The 15,637-nt window shown below is 44.8% G+C and carries 15 protein-coding genes; 5 read left to right on the top strand and 10 right to left on the bottom strand.

Going from position 1 to position 15,637, the window contains the following annotated elements:
• The first annotated feature begins 48 nt into the window (after window positions 1–48).
• Genes ICN22_RS02045 through ICN22_RS02055 form a run of 3 tightly spaced genes read left to right on the top strand, consistent with a single transcriptional unit; the run spans window position 49 to window position 3,285 of the window.
• Complete coding sequence (locus tag ICN22_RS02045; RefSeq protein ID WP_216168611.1) at window positions 49–1,920, top strand: O-linked N-acetylglucosamine transferase, SPINDLY family protein; 1,872 nt, start codon at window positions 49–51, stop codon at window positions 1,918–1,920.
• Window positions 1,877–2,617, top strand: a complete 741-nt coding sequence (locus ICN22_RS02050; RefSeq protein ID WP_255533790.1) for a glycosyltransferase — start codon at window positions 1,877–1,879, stop codon at window positions 2,615–2,617. Before ICN22_RS02045 ends, ICN22_RS02050 begins: the two co-directional genes overlap by 44 nt.
• Entirely contained in the window at window positions 2,605–3,285 is a 681-nt protein-coding gene (locus ICN22_RS02055) for a class I SAM-dependent methyltransferase (protein WP_216168612.1), read from the top strand. Before ICN22_RS02050 ends, ICN22_RS02055 begins: the two co-directional genes overlap by 13 nt.
• 16 nt (window positions 3,286–3,301) lie before the next feature.
• Here ICN22_RS02055 and ICN22_RS02060 read toward each other — a convergent pair whose 3' ends face one another.
• The 6 genes from ICN22_RS02060 to hemA form a co-directional block, all read right to left on the bottom strand.
• Window positions 3,302–4,621 carry an MFS transporter gene (locus ICN22_RS02060; RefSeq protein ID WP_216168613.1) on the bottom strand — a complete coding sequence of 440 codons (1,320 nt, stop codon included), beginning with the start codon at window positions 4,619–4,621 and terminating at the stop codon, window positions 3,302–3,304.
• A 14-nt stretch (window positions 4,622–4,635) separates the two neighbouring features.
• Window positions 4,636–5,910, bottom strand: coding sequence for a DNA recombination protein RmuC (locus tag ICN22_RS02065; RefSeq protein WP_216168614.1), 1,275 nt, complete (start codon window positions 5,908–5,910; stop codon window positions 4,636–4,638).
• 28 nt (window positions 5,911–5,938) lie between these two features.
• Window positions 5,939–6,247, bottom strand: a complete 309-nt coding sequence (grxD, locus tag ICN22_RS02070) for a Grx4 family monothiol glutaredoxin (protein WP_216168615.1) — start codon at window positions 6,245–6,247, stop codon at window positions 5,939–5,941.
• 105 nt (window positions 6,248–6,352) lie between these two features.
• The gene (gene prmC / locus ICN22_RS02075; RefSeq protein ID WP_216168616.1) at window positions 6,353–7,201 is read right to left on the bottom strand and encodes a peptide chain release factor N(5)-glutamine methyltransferase; all 849 of its coding nucleotides are present in this window, start codon (window positions 7,199–7,201) and stop codon (window positions 6,353–6,355) included.
• A 13-nt stretch (window positions 7,202–7,214) separates the two neighbouring features.
• A complete protein-coding gene (gene prfA, locus ICN22_RS02080) occupies window positions 7,215–8,294 on the bottom strand; it encodes a peptide chain release factor 1 (RefSeq protein ID WP_216168617.1) in 1,080 nt (359 codons plus the stop codon).
• Complete coding sequence (hemA, locus tag ICN22_RS02085; RefSeq protein WP_216168618.1) at window positions 8,295–9,611, bottom strand: glutamyl-tRNA reductase; 1,317 nt, start codon at window positions 9,609–9,611, stop codon at window positions 8,295–8,297.
• 19 nt (window positions 9,612–9,630) lie between these two features.
• Between hemA and ICN22_RS02090 the strand changes: the two genes are divergently transcribed.
• Window positions 9,631–9,912 carry a hypothetical protein gene (locus ICN22_RS02090; RefSeq protein WP_255533791.1) on the top strand — a complete coding sequence of 94 codons (282 nt, stop codon included), beginning with the start codon at window positions 9,631–9,633 and terminating at the stop codon, window positions 9,910–9,912.
• Window positions 9,913–9,926: 14 nt separating this feature from the next.
• Here the strand turns inward: ICN22_RS02090 and ICN22_RS02095 are convergent, their stop codons facing one another.
• Genes ICN22_RS02095 through ICN22_RS02110 form a run of 4 tightly spaced genes read right to left on the bottom strand, consistent with a single transcriptional unit; the run spans window position 9,927 to window position 14,465 of the window.
• Window positions 9,927–10,685, bottom strand: coding sequence for a uracil-DNA glycosylase (locus ICN22_RS02095; RefSeq protein ID WP_216168619.1), 759 nt, complete (start codon window positions 10,683–10,685; stop codon window positions 9,927–9,929).
• A complete protein-coding gene (locus ICN22_RS02100; RefSeq protein ID WP_216168620.1) occupies window positions 10,685–12,469 on the bottom strand; it encodes a M61 family metallopeptidase in 1,785 nt (594 codons plus the stop codon). Before ICN22_RS02100 ends, ICN22_RS02095 begins: the two co-directional genes overlap by 1 nt.
• Before the next feature lie 12 nt (window positions 12,470–12,481).
• Window positions 12,482–13,198 (bottom strand): DsbC family protein, encoded by a 717-nt coding sequence (locus tag ICN22_RS02105; RefSeq protein ID WP_255533792.1) that lies wholly within the window; start codon window positions 13,196–13,198, stop codon window positions 12,482–12,484.
• On the bottom strand, window positions 13,191–14,465 hold the full coding sequence (locus ICN22_RS02110; RefSeq protein ID WP_216168622.1) for an FAD-dependent monooxygenase: 1,275 nt from the start codon (window positions 14,463–14,465) through the stop codon (window positions 13,191–13,193). Before ICN22_RS02110 ends, ICN22_RS02105 begins: the two co-directional genes overlap by 8 nt.
• A 39-nt stretch (window positions 14,466–14,504) precedes the next feature.
• Here ICN22_RS02110 and ychF point away from each other — a divergent pair, with 39 nt between their 5' ends.
• Entirely contained in the window at window positions 14,505–15,599 is a 1,095-nt protein-coding gene (ychF, locus tag ICN22_RS02115; RefSeq protein WP_216168623.1) for a redox-regulated ATPase YchF, read from the top strand.
• Window positions 15,600–15,637 lie beyond the last annotated feature (38 nt).

Below are 15,637 nucleotides of genomic sequence, written 5' to 3' on the forward strand. Positions count from 1 at the left end.
TCTCTGTAAATCCTTTTTGGAGTTTTGTGAGAGAGTAAAAAATAGAAGATGATCAATCCAGCGGCACATCTAATAAATCTTGCAATGGAGTACCTCCGAAAGAATGACTTAGTTGGCGCAGAGCGCTTGTTACGCAAAGCAAAAATATTGAGCCCTAAAGATTCGGAGGTCCTTCGATTATTAGGGGTGCTATTTGCGTTTCAGAATAACAGAGCTGAAGCTCTTAACATGTTTGATCGTGCAATCAAGGTAGAACCTAAAAACTGGTTGGCTCATCTTAACCGTGGAAACGTATTAAAAGATCTAAATAAATATGCAGAGTCTATGAAATGCTATGACCTTGCTATTTCATTGCAGTCAAACCATAGTGAGACCTACAACAACAAGGGTAATCTTCTCCAAGACCTTAACAAATATGATGAAGCTTTAAGTGCATATGAAAAAGCAATATTAATACAACCTAATTATGTAGAGGCTTACTGTAACATGGGTAATGCGCTACAAAATTTAAACCGCATCAACGAAGCTTTGCGGGCATATCAGATTGGAATCGATCTAGATCAAGAAAATAGTGCAAATCTTGGGGCTTTAATTCATTGCAAAATGAAGCTGTGTGACTGGGCTGGAATTGAAGATCAATTCAGAAAACTTTCAAGTAGCAAGTCATTTCATAGAAAAAAAATTCATCCTTTTCACTTATTGCCATTTTTAGATAATCCAATGGTGATCAAAAAACTTACTGAAGAATATGTAAGTAGTGAGTATTTCCCTAAGACGGATTTGGGTGAAATTGCCCGTAGGGATCATTCAAAAAAATTACGCATTGGTTATTTTTCTGCCGATTTTAAAAATCACCCTGTCTCATTTTTAATTGCTGGGATGCTTAATGCGCACAATAAAGAAGATTTCGAATTAATTGCATTTTCAACAAACTTAAAGCCGCCGGATGAAATGACCAAGACCATCAAAAATTCTTTTGATGAATTCATTGATGTGAGTTTAATGAGTGATTATTCAGTAGCAAGATTAGCTAGGGATAAAGCAATTGATATCGCGGTTGATCTCGGTGGTATAACTCAAGATGCTAAGTTAGGTATTTTTTCATACCGGGCGGCACCAATTCAAATTGGCTATATTGGATATCTAGGAACGCTAGCCGCCCCTTACATGGATTACATTATTGCTGATAAAACTATCATTCCAGATAATCTCCAAAACGAGTATTCAGAGAAAGTTATTTATTTACCTAGTTATCAAGCAAATGATGATAGGACAATAATTTCTGAAAAGGTATTTACTAGAGAAGAGTTGGGTTTGCCAGAGAGGGGCTTTGTTTACTGCTGCTTTAATAATGGTTTTAAGATAACCCCGGCAATATTTGATAGCTGGGCAAGAATATTGATTGCAGTTCCTGATAGCTCCCTACTTGTATATGCTGATAGTGAAAGCGTAAGACTAAATTTGACAAAAGAAATCGAACGTCGAGGGGTCAATAGCGGTAGACTTATTTTTGCAGATCGATTAAAGCGTGACGAGTATCTCGCACGATATCGGATTGCAGATTTATTTCTAGATACATCCCCATATAATGCTGGTACGACTGCGAGTGACGCATTATGGGCCGGACTCCCTGTCCTTACTTTCTTGGGACAGTCTTTCTCTGCTCGAATGTGCGGCAGCCTTTTGAACGCAATTGGCCTGCCAGAGTTGGTGGCCTCATCACAGAAAGAGTATGAGGATTTAGCGATCAGCATTGGCAAGGATCCAGTAAGAATCGCAGTCCTCAAGAATAAATTAGTAGAAAATCGCCTCACCACACCATTATTTAATACTAAATTATTCACAAAGAATCTAGAGTCTGCTTATAAAAAATCTTATGAGCGCTATCAATCGAGCCTTGCGCCTGAGCATATTTATTAAATATATGAATGAAAATATAAAAATCAAATTTGTAGTTGCTACAAGGCAAAGTGCGGAAAAATTTTGGAGTAATGGTGCCACTGGAGTCTCTTTGGCGCTCTTCCCGAGCCCCCACCTAGAGGTAGTCCTCTATCCTGAAAATACTAAGGGCTTATCTGAAATCTATAACAAAGAGATTGAGCAGTCTAAGTATGATCCATGCTTGCTGGTCTTTGCTCATGATGACTTGCACATCCTTGATTTTTTCTGGATACAGCAAATCTTTAATGGATTATCTCACTTCGGCATAGTTGGCGTGGCAGGAAACAGGCGACGAATTCCACTCCAGCCCGCTTGGGCATTTATTGATGAAAAATTAACATGGGATCTGCCTGAAAATTTAAGTGGCGTTGTGGGTCATGGGTCTTCATTTCCGCCGACTGCTATTAGTAATTTTGGGCCACCCTTCCAGGAGGTAAAGCTTCTTGATGGGCTCATGCTGGCAGCCTTTAGCGAGACCTTAATTAAAAATCATATGCGCTTTGATGAGAAATTTAAATTTCATTTTTACGATATGGATTTTTGTCGACAAGCAGAAGTTCGCGGAATATCCATGGGTACTATTCCCCTGTCGCTTATTCACCAGAGCGGGGGTAATTTTGGCTCCGAGGATTGGAAAAGCTCTTATCAGAAATACTTAAATAAATGGGATCAGTAATGGAGCAAACACCAGTTCACGAGCAGCACAATGCTGATTTATTAAATCTAATCCCTGTTACCTGTAAAAATCTTATTGAGATTGGGTGTAGCTCAGGCGCTCTTGCAAGAGAATTTAAGAAACTCGCACCTGATGCTGATTATCGAGGAGTCGAGATTGATGCTAATTTTGCAGTTCTTGCACGCCGGTACTGTGATGAAGTAACAGTCTTAAATATTGAAGGTGCGGATGAAAAATTTTGGTCTAATACCGGCGATCGAGATTGTTGGATTTTTGGGGATACTCTAGAGCATCTTCAGAATCCATGGCGAGTGCTAGAGAAGATTCATCATGTTATGCCCGAGGGCGGGGTTGTTGTGGCATGTATTCCTAATGTTCAGCACTGGTCAATCCAGGCGAAATTAAGTATTGGTGATTTTCGGTATGAAGCTCAAGGTTTGATGGATAAAACCCATCTTCGCTGGTTCACTAGGCAGACAATGATTGAGTTATTTGATCAAGCTGGATTTGTCATTGAGCAAGGCGCCCCTAGAATTTTTAATGAGCCCGGGCGAGAATCTTTTTTGCCGATTATTGGTGAGATGGCCAGACTTGCTGGGTCTGATTCTGAGATTGCAATTTCAGATGCATTGCCCATGCAGTTTGTCATTCGAGCAATAAGAAAATAATACTTTAACTCGCAGCTTATTTTCTCAAATCTACTGTTCGGCTTTCCGGCAAATATAGTAGTGCAATCACTGCACCAGTTGCCAAGAAAAGAGTCGGATACCAAAGCCCCGCAAGATTGCTTTCCCAGTGCTGATTCAACCAGGTCACAATAAAAGGCAGAAGCCCACCTATCCACCCAGCAGCTAGATTATGCGGAAGGGTGGCTGCGCTATTTCTCGTTTTAGCTGGGAATAGCTCTGCAAGTAGGGCTGTTTGTGGGCCCACTACAAGTGCTAGGATTGCTGATAGGCCAACCAAGACACCTGCTATTAATAAGATAGATCCGCTATTACTTTGTAGTAAATAGAACGCTGGCAGTATTAGTGTGGCGCCCAAGATGAGGCCGCTGACAACGACAGGCTTTCTGCCAATCTTATCCGATAGCCAGCCCGCAAAAATAGTTAGTGGTAATAGAGCAATCGTTGCATAAACACTCAATTGATCCACTAACTGAGAGGGTAATTTCACTACAGTTTTTAGAAATATTGAAGTGTAGACCTGCACGCAGAAAAAAAGTATCGCCCCACCTGCTGAAACGCAAAAGAAAAGTAGGAACATTCGTTTTCTCGTTTCTGGATCTTTCAAGTTGTCACGCAAGGGGCTTTTAGACTGGGCTTCTGTTTTACTCAACTGCAAATAGATCGGCGTTTCTTCTAGAGCCATGCGGGCTTTAAATGCAATCAAGAGCAGAAGCAGTGAAACCCAGAATGGTACACGCCACCCCCACGATAAAAATTCTTCTTGGGTAAGATAGGTTTGTAACAAAGCAATTTGGAGTGTGGATACCAAGATGCCAAGTGGCCCCATGAGCTGCAAGAAGCTAGTTTTAAAGCCTCGATTAGAGTCGCCTGCATGCTCAGTGAGGTAGACAGCGCTACCGCCAATCTCACCTCCTGCTGAAAGGCCCTGAAGTAGTCTGAGGCTTACTAGCAAGATAGGTGCCCAGATCCCCACCTGAGCATAGGTCGGCAAAAAACCAACGCAGACCGTAGCAATTCCCATGAGAGTGATGGTGATCATAAACACGGGGCGTCGCCCAATACGATCGCCAATGCTCCCAAAAATAGCTGCTCCTATGGGCCTCACCACCATACCTACACCAAAAGTCGCAAGGCTAGCTAATAGGGCTGTGCTGGGGTCGCTTGAGGGAAAGAAGAGAGGGCCAAAAACTACAGCCAGAGTAGCAAAAGTCAGAAAGTCGTACCACTCTAGAAAGGTTCCAAAGCAGGCTGCAATAGCTACTTTTCTATAGGAATGTGATGAGGCTTGTGTTTCTGATTCGCACGTAGCAGTCAATTTTTATTCTAAGTTTATTCTGGATCTGTTGACGATTCAATGAGGGGCGTAGGTAAATTTTTACTAGGCTTAACACCGAGCTCACGCACCTTTTCTGCAGTACGAATCAGATTGCCTTTACCGGATTTGAGTTTACTAAAGGCATCGTGGTAACTCGTTTGGGCCTGATCCAAGCGTTGGCCGAGTTTTTCAAGATCGTCAACAAAGCCAACAAACTTGTCATAGAGCGTGCCGCATTGTTTTGCAATTTCTAGAGCGTTGCGATTTTGATGATCTTGACGCCAGAGATGCGCGACAGTTCTTAGCGTTGCCATCAAAGTACTTGGGCATACCAGCACAATATTCTTAGCTAGTGCCTCTTGGTACAGATTAGGCGCTGTCTTCAAGGCTAGCAAGAATGCAGGTTCAATGGGTACAAACATCAATACAAAGTCCACCGAGCCAATCCCGTATAAGGAACTGTAGTTCTTGCTTGAGAGTCCATGAATATGTTGTCGAAGAGACTGAATATGTGCCGCCAATTCTTGTTCAGAGATGGTTGGATCGGTGGCCTCGGCATGACGGGAGTATGCCGTAATAGAAACCTTGCTATCAACCACTAAGCTTCTACCCTCTGGCAGTTTAACTACTACGTCAGGCTGAAGACGTGAGCCATCCGTCTGAGTATGACTATCTTGTACAAGGTACTCCTCACCTTTACGCAGGCCTGAAGATTCGAGAATAGACTCTAAAACCAATTCACCCCAATTACCTTGTATCTTCGAGTCACCCTTGAGCGCCTGGGTCAGCGAACGCGTTTCATCTGACATACGTAAATTCAGATTGGCTAGACGCTCGATTTCACTCTTGAGGGCAAAGCGTTCGCGTGCTTCATTTCCGTAGGAGGTATTTACCTGCTCTTTAAATTCTGAAAGCTTAGTTTGTAGAGGCTTTAGAAGGGCATCTAAGCTAGTCAGGTTTTGCTCAGTAAAGCGCTTAGACTTATCTTCCAAAATTTCATTAGCCAGATTTTTGAATTGGCTAGTCAGTGCTTCTTTAGCTTCATTGAGAGATTCAATTCTTCCTAAGCCCTGTTTACGCTCGGAGTCTAGTGCTGCCTCAAGTCGAATGGCATTCTGTAATGCCTGATCACGCTCAGCTCTTAAGTTGGCAGAAAGCGCAGCATCATGTTCAGTTTGCTGCTCAACTCTAGTGAGGGTTGAGCGTAGATTGAGCGCATAGACTAAAAGGCCTGCACATAAACCGAATGGCAGGCCAAATAGTAGAAGAGAGCTTAAATCAAAAGTCACAAATACGAGCTATGTTGGTTTTGTGTAATTAGCCTTGTACAAGCTTTTTCAACTCACCGCTTTCGAACATTTCAGTCATGATGTCTGAACCACCAATGAATTCGCCATTGATGTAAAGCTGAGGAATGGTTGGCCAGTTAGCAAATTCTTTAATGCCCTGACGAATTGCTTCATCTTCCAGAACGTTAACAGTGTGAAGATTCTCAACACCGCTTGCACGCAAAATATTGATCGCATTTCCGGAAAAGCCGCATTGTGGAAACTGGGCATTGCCCTTCATAAACAATACAACGGGATGGCTAGTAACGATTTCTTGAATTTTTGCTTGGGTGTCCATATTTTTTCCTAAATTGATACCATTTAAAGGTGATGATTTACTGCTAATAATAATGAGGTAATTTTAAGGCTATCTAAAGAAAAGGGTTAATTTCGATTGTCAGTTTTAGAGGCTTTTTCGTCCAGAAGCTACTCGGCAGTGGCCTGCAAAATCGAGGTGTGCCTGCACATCTATCAAACCCGCTACTTTCATGAGCCCCATAACAGCGTCAGATTGATCAAAGCCATGCTCGACGGCAATTAAGCCGCCAGGTTTTAGGTATTGATCTGCCCCTGCAATAATGATTTCTAGGCAGCCTAGACCGCTACCGTAATCAGTCAACGCAGATACAGGCTCAAAGCGGAGGTCCCCTTGAGTGAGGTGGGGGTCTTGATGAGCGATGTAGGGCGGATTACTCACAATCACATCAAATTGGCTTGCTTCAGTTAATGCCGCATACCAACTACCCAGTAAAAACTGGACTTGATCTAATAGGTTCAAAGACTGGGCATTTTGCTTTGCAATAGCCAAAGCCTCAGTCGATTGATCTGATGCAATCAGGGATGTCAGTGGTGCAGAGCTTGCGATAGAGAGTGCAATAGCACCAGATCCAGTACCCAGATCCAACACCTTGGTGGGTTTATTGAGTTTAGTAATTTCAGTAAGGGCAATCTCTACGAGGAGTTCAGTTTCTGGGCGGGGAATAAGTATCCCAGGGCCAACCTCTAACTCAATATTATGAAAACCCTTTTTGCCTAAGATGTATGCAATAGGTTCCCCAAGAACTCTTCTGGAGACTAGACTTTCCCATTCTAGAAAAGCTGGCGCATTCAAACTCATATCATCACGAGATAGCAAGGCAGAGCGTGGAAGTTGGTAGTGCTTGTCTAGGATGTAGGCCAGCAATATCCGTGCTTCATTGCTTGGCAATGCGCAGTTACTAATTAATTCGCCTAAAGGCTGGTTGACGCTCATCCCTTGGGTGGAATTAATTATCGCCAAGTGCTGCTAGAAGCTCGGCTTGGTGTTCTGATGCCAAGGCATTGCAAAGGTCATCAAGGTCACCATCCATCATGGCATCAATTTTGTACAGCGTGAGATTGATGCGGTGGTCGGTAATTCGACCTTGTGGAAAGTTATAGGTCCGAATACGATCACTGCGATCACCAGTGCCAACTAAAGACTTTCTGGTCTGAGCTTCTAGCTGATGTTTTTCTCGTTCACGCGCATCCATGATGCGTGATACAAGAACCTTCATCGCTTGTTCACGATTGCGGTGCTGACTGCGATCATCTTGGCACTCAACGACAGTTCCGGTCGGCAAGTGGGTGATACGCACAGCAGAATCCGTTTTATTAATATGCTGACCACCAGCACCTGAAGCTCTAAAAGTATCGATGCGTAATTCAGCAGGGTTAATTTTTACCGCTTCCAATTCATCGGCTTCTGGCATCACTGCCACTGTGCAAGCTGAAGTATGTATACGCCCCTGTGTTTCTGTTTGGGGAACGCGTTGTACGCGATGACCACCAGACTCAAATTTGAGGCGTGAGTATACCGATTGCCCGACAAGACGCAGAACCACTTCTTTGTAGCCACCCAGATCGGACTCGGCAGCATTCACTACTTCTACTTTCCAGCCTTGGCGCTCAGCAAAGCGCGTATACATTCGCAGTAAGTCGCTGGCAAAGAGGGCGCTTTCGTCACCGCCAGTACCCGCACGAATTTCTAAAAAGACATTGCGTTCGTCGTTGACGTCTTTGGGTAGGAGTAGTTTTTGAAGAATGCTTTCAAGCTCTTCCATAGTAGCTTGAGCTTGTTTCTGCTCTTCATCAGCAAAGTCCTTCATATCAGGATCCTTACGCATCTCTTCTGCAGCTTGTGCGTCAGCCTCAGCCTGTTTGTATAGGCCAAATTGCTCCACTACCGTCGCAATATCAGAATGCTCACGTGTGAGCTTCCGATAGTAGTCCATATCCTTGGTGGACTCTTCGGTAGTTAATAAAGAATTGAGTTCGGCTAAGCGCGTATCTAGGTGGTCTAGCTTAGCCCGCATGCTGGGCTTCATCTAATGGTCTTCTGGCTTGGAGTGTGAGGCGAATAATTTGGGAAGTAACTTAATCAGCGCTTCACGCTCAGCGCCATTGGAGTGTTGCAAAGCATGTAATGAGCCATGTAAGAACTTATTGGTTAAGCCTTGAGCCATCGCATTGAGAACTTCTTGGGGATCCTCACCACGCATTAATCGTTTCATAGCACGATCAAGTTCAAGCTGCCTTAGGTGTTCGCTTTGTTGCTGTATATCCTGAATGAGTGGCACAGTCTTACGACCTTGCATCCAGTGCATGAAATTACCAACCCGATCTTCAATGATCGCTTCAGCCTGACTCACTGCTGCTTGGCGTAAAGAAGCCCCCGTCTGAATCATTACACCCAAATCATCGACTGTATACAAATAGATGTCATTTAAGCGGCTAATCTCTTGCTCAAAGTCACGAGGAACCGCTAGATCAATCATCACCATTGGTTTGCGGCGACGTTGCTTAAGAGCGCTCTCTACCATACCTAAACCAATAATCGGCAGTGATGATGCTGTACTCGAAATGATGATGTCAAATTCATGTAATCGACTTGGCAGATCTGAGAGCTTGAATGATTCCGCCTCAACATCTTGAATGGAAATCGAATCTGCTAATTCTTGTCCGCGTTCAATCGTACGATTAGCAATTGCCACTGCTTTAGGCTTGCGTGCCACGAAATGGGTAGCACATAAAGTGATCATGTCACCAGCGCCGATAAATAGAACACGTTGATCAGCAATACTTTCAAAAATGCGCTCAGCTAATCGGACGGATGCTGCCGCCATGGAAATCGAGTGCGCACCAATTTCTGTGGAGCCACGAACTTCTTTTGCAACAGCAAAGGTTTTCTGAAAGAGTTGATTGAGATACGTACCAAGAACGCCTGCATCATTTGCAGAACGCACAGCATCTTTCATCTGCCCCAAGATTTGGGTTTCGCCAATCACCATAGAATCTAAGCCACAAGCCACTCGAAAAGCATGGCGTACCGCATCAGACTGCGGTAGTGAGTAAATGTGTGGCTCTAAACTGCTTGGAGCAAGTTGTTGGGTTTTGGCCAACCAATCAAAAGTGGCTTCATGCAACAGGCTCGCTGCATCTGCATCATTAGCGGCGCAGTAGAGCTCGGTGCGATTGCAGGTAGACAGAATTGTGGCCTCAGGCAGGCCGGCCTGATTCGCACCAACGAGATGCTGGCGAAGATCGTGCAACGCTTCTTGAAGAAATTCAGGGTCAAAGGCGACCTTTTCCCGAATGGCGACTGGCGCTGTGTGATGATTGATGCCGAGTGTCAACAACTTCATAATGGTGATTATAGATTTGATGTCAGTAACAATGGGGGTGGCAATGGGGTTTTTAGCTTTTCTGGTGATCGGCGGCTTAACTGGCGTATTTACCTTGGTTTTTTACCCAGGAAAACGCCAATCTAAGCCCAAGATTCAGAAATACCTCATGGCAGTCTTGGTTGGTAGTATTGCTACCTTAGCTAGCTCCTATATAGGGCAATTTGTAGGCTTATTTCAGTCGGGTCAGATGCTGGAGTGGCTCAGTGCCATAGTGGCAGCATGTTTGGCTGGCTACCTCTATGCGGCAGTTAGTCGTTAATTAAAGAGCTTGGCTTAAGGAGGGGCGCTGGGTATGGGCTCGCTGGAGCTAACCCAGAAAATAGGAGTTTTTTGGTGCTTCACGAGCCACTCATTGGTTTTAGTGAAGTGCCCACAACTTGCCTGTGCACCAGGCTCTAGAAAGGGTCGATCTGTTTTATAGACCCCTAATCCAGAGGGGTGTGAGGATTGCAGAATCAATTGATCTTGGGTAGCCTCAATCAGGGCTAACTTGGATTGGGCATGACCACCCCACAGCATCCAAACCAGATGGGGCTTTTGCTGCGCTAAAGCGCTTATCAGTCGATCAATGAGAGGTTTCCAGCCCAGATTAGCGTGACTGCCTGCTTCACCTAATTGGACGCTCAGAGCGGTATTGAGAAGCAAGACGCCTTGCTCAGCCCAGACATGAAGATCGCCATTGGGAAGGGCGTCAAAACCTTCCAGCGCCAGCGCTTTGCTGATGTTGCGTAAGGAACTCGGAAATTGGCGAGAATTTGTTGGAATACTGCTCGGTATCGAAAAAGCCAAGCCCTGCGCTAGTCCAGGGGAGTGATATGGATCTTGCCCCAAGATGACTACCTTCACTTGATTAAGTGGAGTTAGCGTTAGTGCTTTGAAGAAATTGTGAGGTTCTGGACAAATCTTCCCGACCTCTTTATTGAGCTCAGCTCTCAGATTGGTCTGCAGTATTTGCCACTCAGGAGATTCAAAATAATCCCCGAGTAGGGGGCGCCAATCTTCTGGAATGTCAGCCGCAGAAAATGAATGCATTACTCAGCTGGTGTGAGGATGTATTGGTTTGGAATTTGATCGTCCTCAAGAACAGTCATGCACTCGTGCTCTAAATCATCTCGGTAAAAGCAAATCTGAATGACTTGTCCCGAGATTAAGCTAGATAACACTGTATCCCAACGAGCAGCGGTAATACGCTCACCATTGATGCTAGCTAAAAGATCTCCGGTAGCTAGACCAGCCAATTGCGCGGCACCACCGTCGAGTACGTGGGTCACTTTTAGCCAGCCGCCCACTTCAGCATGACGCAAGCCAAGTTGTAATTTAATTTGCTCAAGCTTGGAATGAGTTTTTTGTTTTACTGAAATAGCTTGGGAATCAATCCATTTTTGAATGGGAATATCTTCAGCGCCAAAAATATAGCGAAATTGAAATTCGTTCCAGGTTTTAGAGAATCCCTTCCCAAGCAGTTTGAGTATCAACTCGTCCAAGCCGTCTTCAGCAATGCCATCTTGCGTGACTCCATGGGTTTGCCAAATGAGACGCATCAAATCATCTAAGGACTGGCGGTTATTTGTAAAAGCCCGAATCTTGAGATCTAAACCCAAAGCGAGCAAGGCGCCCTTGCCGTAATAGCTAACGACTGCATTCGGTGTGTTCTCGTCAGCTTGGTAGTACTTAGTCCAAGTATCAAAAGAGCTGTCAGCTAGGCTTTGCTTGAATCTACCAGGCCCACGCAAGATACCATTCCAATTATTAGCAACTAACTTAAGGTAAGCCTTCAGGTCAATGCGTTTACTGCGGAATAATTGCAAGTCATCGTAGTAACTCGTAAAGCCTTCAAATAACCACAGCAAACGAGTATGGTTTCTGCGATCGAGTTGATAGGGTTGAAATGCTTTTGGCTGAATACGTTTGACTAACCAAGCGTGGAAGTATTCATGGCTACAGAGACCTAGAAATTCACGATAAGATTCTTCATCTAATGGGGTATCCAATTGAGGAATTTGATCACGACGACATAGAAGAGCTGTGCTATTGCGATGCTCGAGTCCGCCATAGCCAGAGAGGACTGCATTCACTAGAAATAAATAATTCTGGAAAGGTGCTTTTTTAGTCTTTGGTTCAAAGAGGTTAATAGTGCAGGTACAGATTGCCTGAAGATCTTTTGCTAGACGCTCCAGATCAACTTCATAAATACAGCCTTGAATAGCCATAGCGTGTGACACGCCATTTGATTGCCAGTGTGCAATCTGGAACTCACCCATCGCAACCGGATGATCTAAGAGATCATCATAATTTTTAGCGAGATAAAAGCCGTAACCTTGATCATCCACTTTGGCTGGTCGTAAGCCTGTCTGAACAGTCCAGGCATTTGCATGGCTATCCTTGGGTGGAACCAGGACTACAGCACAGGGTAGAGATTCTTGATCTTTAACTACTAAACACAAACTACTTGGGTTGATAAAAGCACGCTCAGTGTCTAGATAGGCGGCCCGTACTGAAGAATCAAATGCATATACCGTAGTGAGTATTTCTACAGGACCAGTTACTTTTGGTAGGCGCCATTGATCATTATCGATGCGCTCTAAGACCAGCGCTTCATTCGGCTGATCAAGCGCAAACGCTTCGATCGTTTCAATTTGCTTGCTGAAATCGCGTATTAAATAGCTTCCCGGAATCCATGCGGGCATTTGTAGGATCTGTCCATTGGGCGAGGGATTCTCAATGTGTAACTTCACATGAAAACGGTGACCATATAAATCCGCCGACCAAATGGTGTACTGGATTGCTGGTAGATCAGAGGTATTTAATTTGTTCATCAGGATTGCCTCTTACTTCAGACTGCTAAATTTCTTTTCAATGTCGGTGATTTGAACCGCGCCAGGAAAGCGACTGCCATCAGTAAAGAAAATAGTAGGTGTACCTGTAATGCCATAGGTTTTAGCGAAGGCCATGTTTTTATCTAAAGGCGTGGTGCAGTCGCTTTTGCCGCTGGGTGCAATGCCATTGATCATCCAATCGATGTAGGCTTTCTGGGGGTCTGCGGCACACCAAATTTGTTTCGACTTTTGAGCAGAGTCTGCTGACAGAATTGGGATAAGGTAGGTATAGACCGTCACGTTATCTAGTTGCTGCAAAGATTTATCTAAACGCTTGCAGTAGCCGCAATTCGGATCAGAAAAGACTGCTAACTGTCGACTACCATTGCCGCGTACTACTTTTAAAGCATTTGATGAATTGAGTTCAGACCATTTGATGCGATTGAGGTCCGCCTGTTTTTGCTCGGTAATATTTTTCCCAGTAGCGATCTCAATAATTTCGCCCTGGATTAAGTATTTGCTATTGGCATCGGTATAAAACACCTCATTTCCAACTAGGACCTCGTATATACCTGGAATGGGTGATTGAGAAACTCCTTTAATCTTCGTGTTTGCACCAATCTTCTTTTGCAGTTCAGATCGGACTTGCTGTTCCGATTGCGCGTTGACCACTCCCGCTAAAAATATGATAGAGCAAGCTAAAGCAAGAGTAGAAAGTAATTTATTCAAAATCAGCATCTCCGAGAGCGCGTTCGATGAGGCGCCGTTTGATGAAGTGGCTGCGATTGACGATACCCAGCCCCCAATTACGTAATTGCTTTTCAGTGTTACTGCTAGCTGAGAAAAGTTTTTTAAGTTTGTCTGTTACCCAAAGTAATGCGCTGGTATCACCTTGACGTTGGCGCTCGTAGCGACGTAGTAGCACTATGTCATTTGGTAGTCGAAAAGATTCTCGTTTACTAAGTACATGAAGTAGTGATGCAACATCTCTGAGGCCTAAATTTAAACCTTGTCCTGCTAGTGGATGAATGACATGAGCCGCATCTCCAATCAGAACCACTTTCGGATTTTCTGCTGGGCCAATAAAGCGACTCGCCTGAATTTTTCTAAGAGGGAAAGTGGCTGGTACTGAGTTGAGCGAGAGCTCTCCAAGTTGAGTAGCTATTGCGCCATTAGCAATCGAGGAGAACTTTTCAGCCCACCCTGCAAAATCGAGTTTTAAAAGATTCTCGGCATTTTCTGGTGAGGTTGACCATACCATCGACACTTGTTTATTTGGTAGCGGTAGCATCGCCACAATATCGCCGCCTGGTAAAAACCATTGATAAGCAGTTTCTAAATGAGCGCTACTGCAAATCCAATTAGCTACCACGGCATTTTGTACGTAGCTTTCCTCTTTTGCAGGAATGCCTAACTCTGAGCGGATGGGTGAATTAGCACCATCAGCAGCAATCAGGAGCTGGGCTCTCAAACTTGAACCATCTTTCAGATGGAGTAGAACTCCATCAGCAATCACTTGAATGTTTTTGACTGCGCCATTAATGCGCTCTAATTTACTTTGGAAGCGTGAGGCTTGATCTAGGGTGTGCTCGATCACATTCGATTCGCCGATCCAGGCTAGCTGGGGAACGCCTGCCTCAAAAGCGGATAGATGCAGCTGATCCTGCTTTTCGCCACGATCGCCGAAAATTCGCATATCTCGAACCGCTTGTAAGCGGCTGTGATCAACCGCATCCCAAACTTGTAGATGAGCCAATAATTTTTGCGTGCCGGGAGAAAAAGCATAAATACGTTGGCCCCACTGACTACCTTCGGGGGCTGAAACCACTTGCCCTAAGTCGGGGGCAATCTGAACCGTATGTAGTCCAAGTTGCGCTAGACCTAAGGCACAAGCCTTGCCTACTATGCCTCCGCCGACTACAGCAATATCTACAGTCCGTATTTGAGAGGTATTTTTGGGCATTTTTGCCAAGGTATTTGCATGAACTTCTGACATATCTCGATGATATCGAAACTAGCCCTTTACAATACGACCATGTCTTTGAAATGTGGCATCGTCGGCCTGCCTAACGTCGGCAAATCTACCCTCTTTAACGCGCTTACCAAAGCTGGAATCGCGGCGGAAAACTATCCTTTCTGCACGATCGAGCCCAATGTGGGTGTGGTCGAGGTTCCTGACCCTCGTCTTGCCGCTTTGGCTAAGATCGTCAAGCCTGAACGCATCCTGCCTGCCGCTGTCGAATTCGTCGATATTGCGGGATTGGTAGCTGGCGCCTCTAAAGGTGAAGGTCTGGGGAATCAATTCTTAGCCAATATTCGTGAAACTGACGCTATTACCCATGTGGTGCGTTGTTTCGAGGATGCTAATGTGATCCACGTAGCCGGCAAGATTGATCCAATCTCCGATATTGGGGTGATTGATACCGAATTAGCCTTGTCAGATTTAACTACGGTTGAAAAAACGCTACAGCGCTCAAGTAAGGCGGCTAAGTCAGGAAATGACAAAGAGGCTACAGCCCTAGTCGCTGTCTTGACCAAAGTGCAAGCCCATTTAGATCAAGCTCAGCCGGTACGCAGCATGAATCTGACTGAAGGAGAGAACTTGATCTTAAAGCCGCTCTGCTTAATCACAGCAAAGCCGGCAATGTATATCGCCAACGTTAAAGAGGATGGTTTTGAAAACAATCCGCATTTAGATTCGGTGATTCAGCATGCGGCCAAAGAAGGTGCTCCCGTAGTGGCGGTGTGCGCCGCCATTGAGGCTGAGATTGCTGACTTGGATGATGCCGACAAAGCGGAGTTTCTTGCCGACCTAGGCATGGAAGAGTCTGGATTAGATCGCGTGATTCGTGCGGGTTATAAGTTACTGGGTTTACAGACCTACTTCACTGCTGGTGTTAAAGAGGTTCGCGCCTGGACCATTCATCAAGGTGATACTGCTCCCCAGGCTGCAGGGGTTATACATACGGACTTTGAGCGTGGCTTCATTCGTGCACAAACTATTGCATATGAAGACTTTGTTCAATTTAAGGGTGAGCCTGGCGCCAAAGAGGCTGGCAAGATGCGTGCCGAAGGTAAGGAGTATGTCGTTAAAGATGGCGATGTCCTGAACTTCCTCTTTAACGTTTGAAGCATCATCTCAAAGAAAAAGCCCTTATCAGTAAGGGC

The organism is Polynucleobacter bastaniensis (genome assembly GCF_018882205.1).
In the GTDB taxonomy this organism is placed as follows: Bacteria; Pseudomonadota; Gammaproteobacteria; order Burkholderiales; family Burkholderiaceae; genus Polynucleobacter; species Polynucleobacter bastaniensis.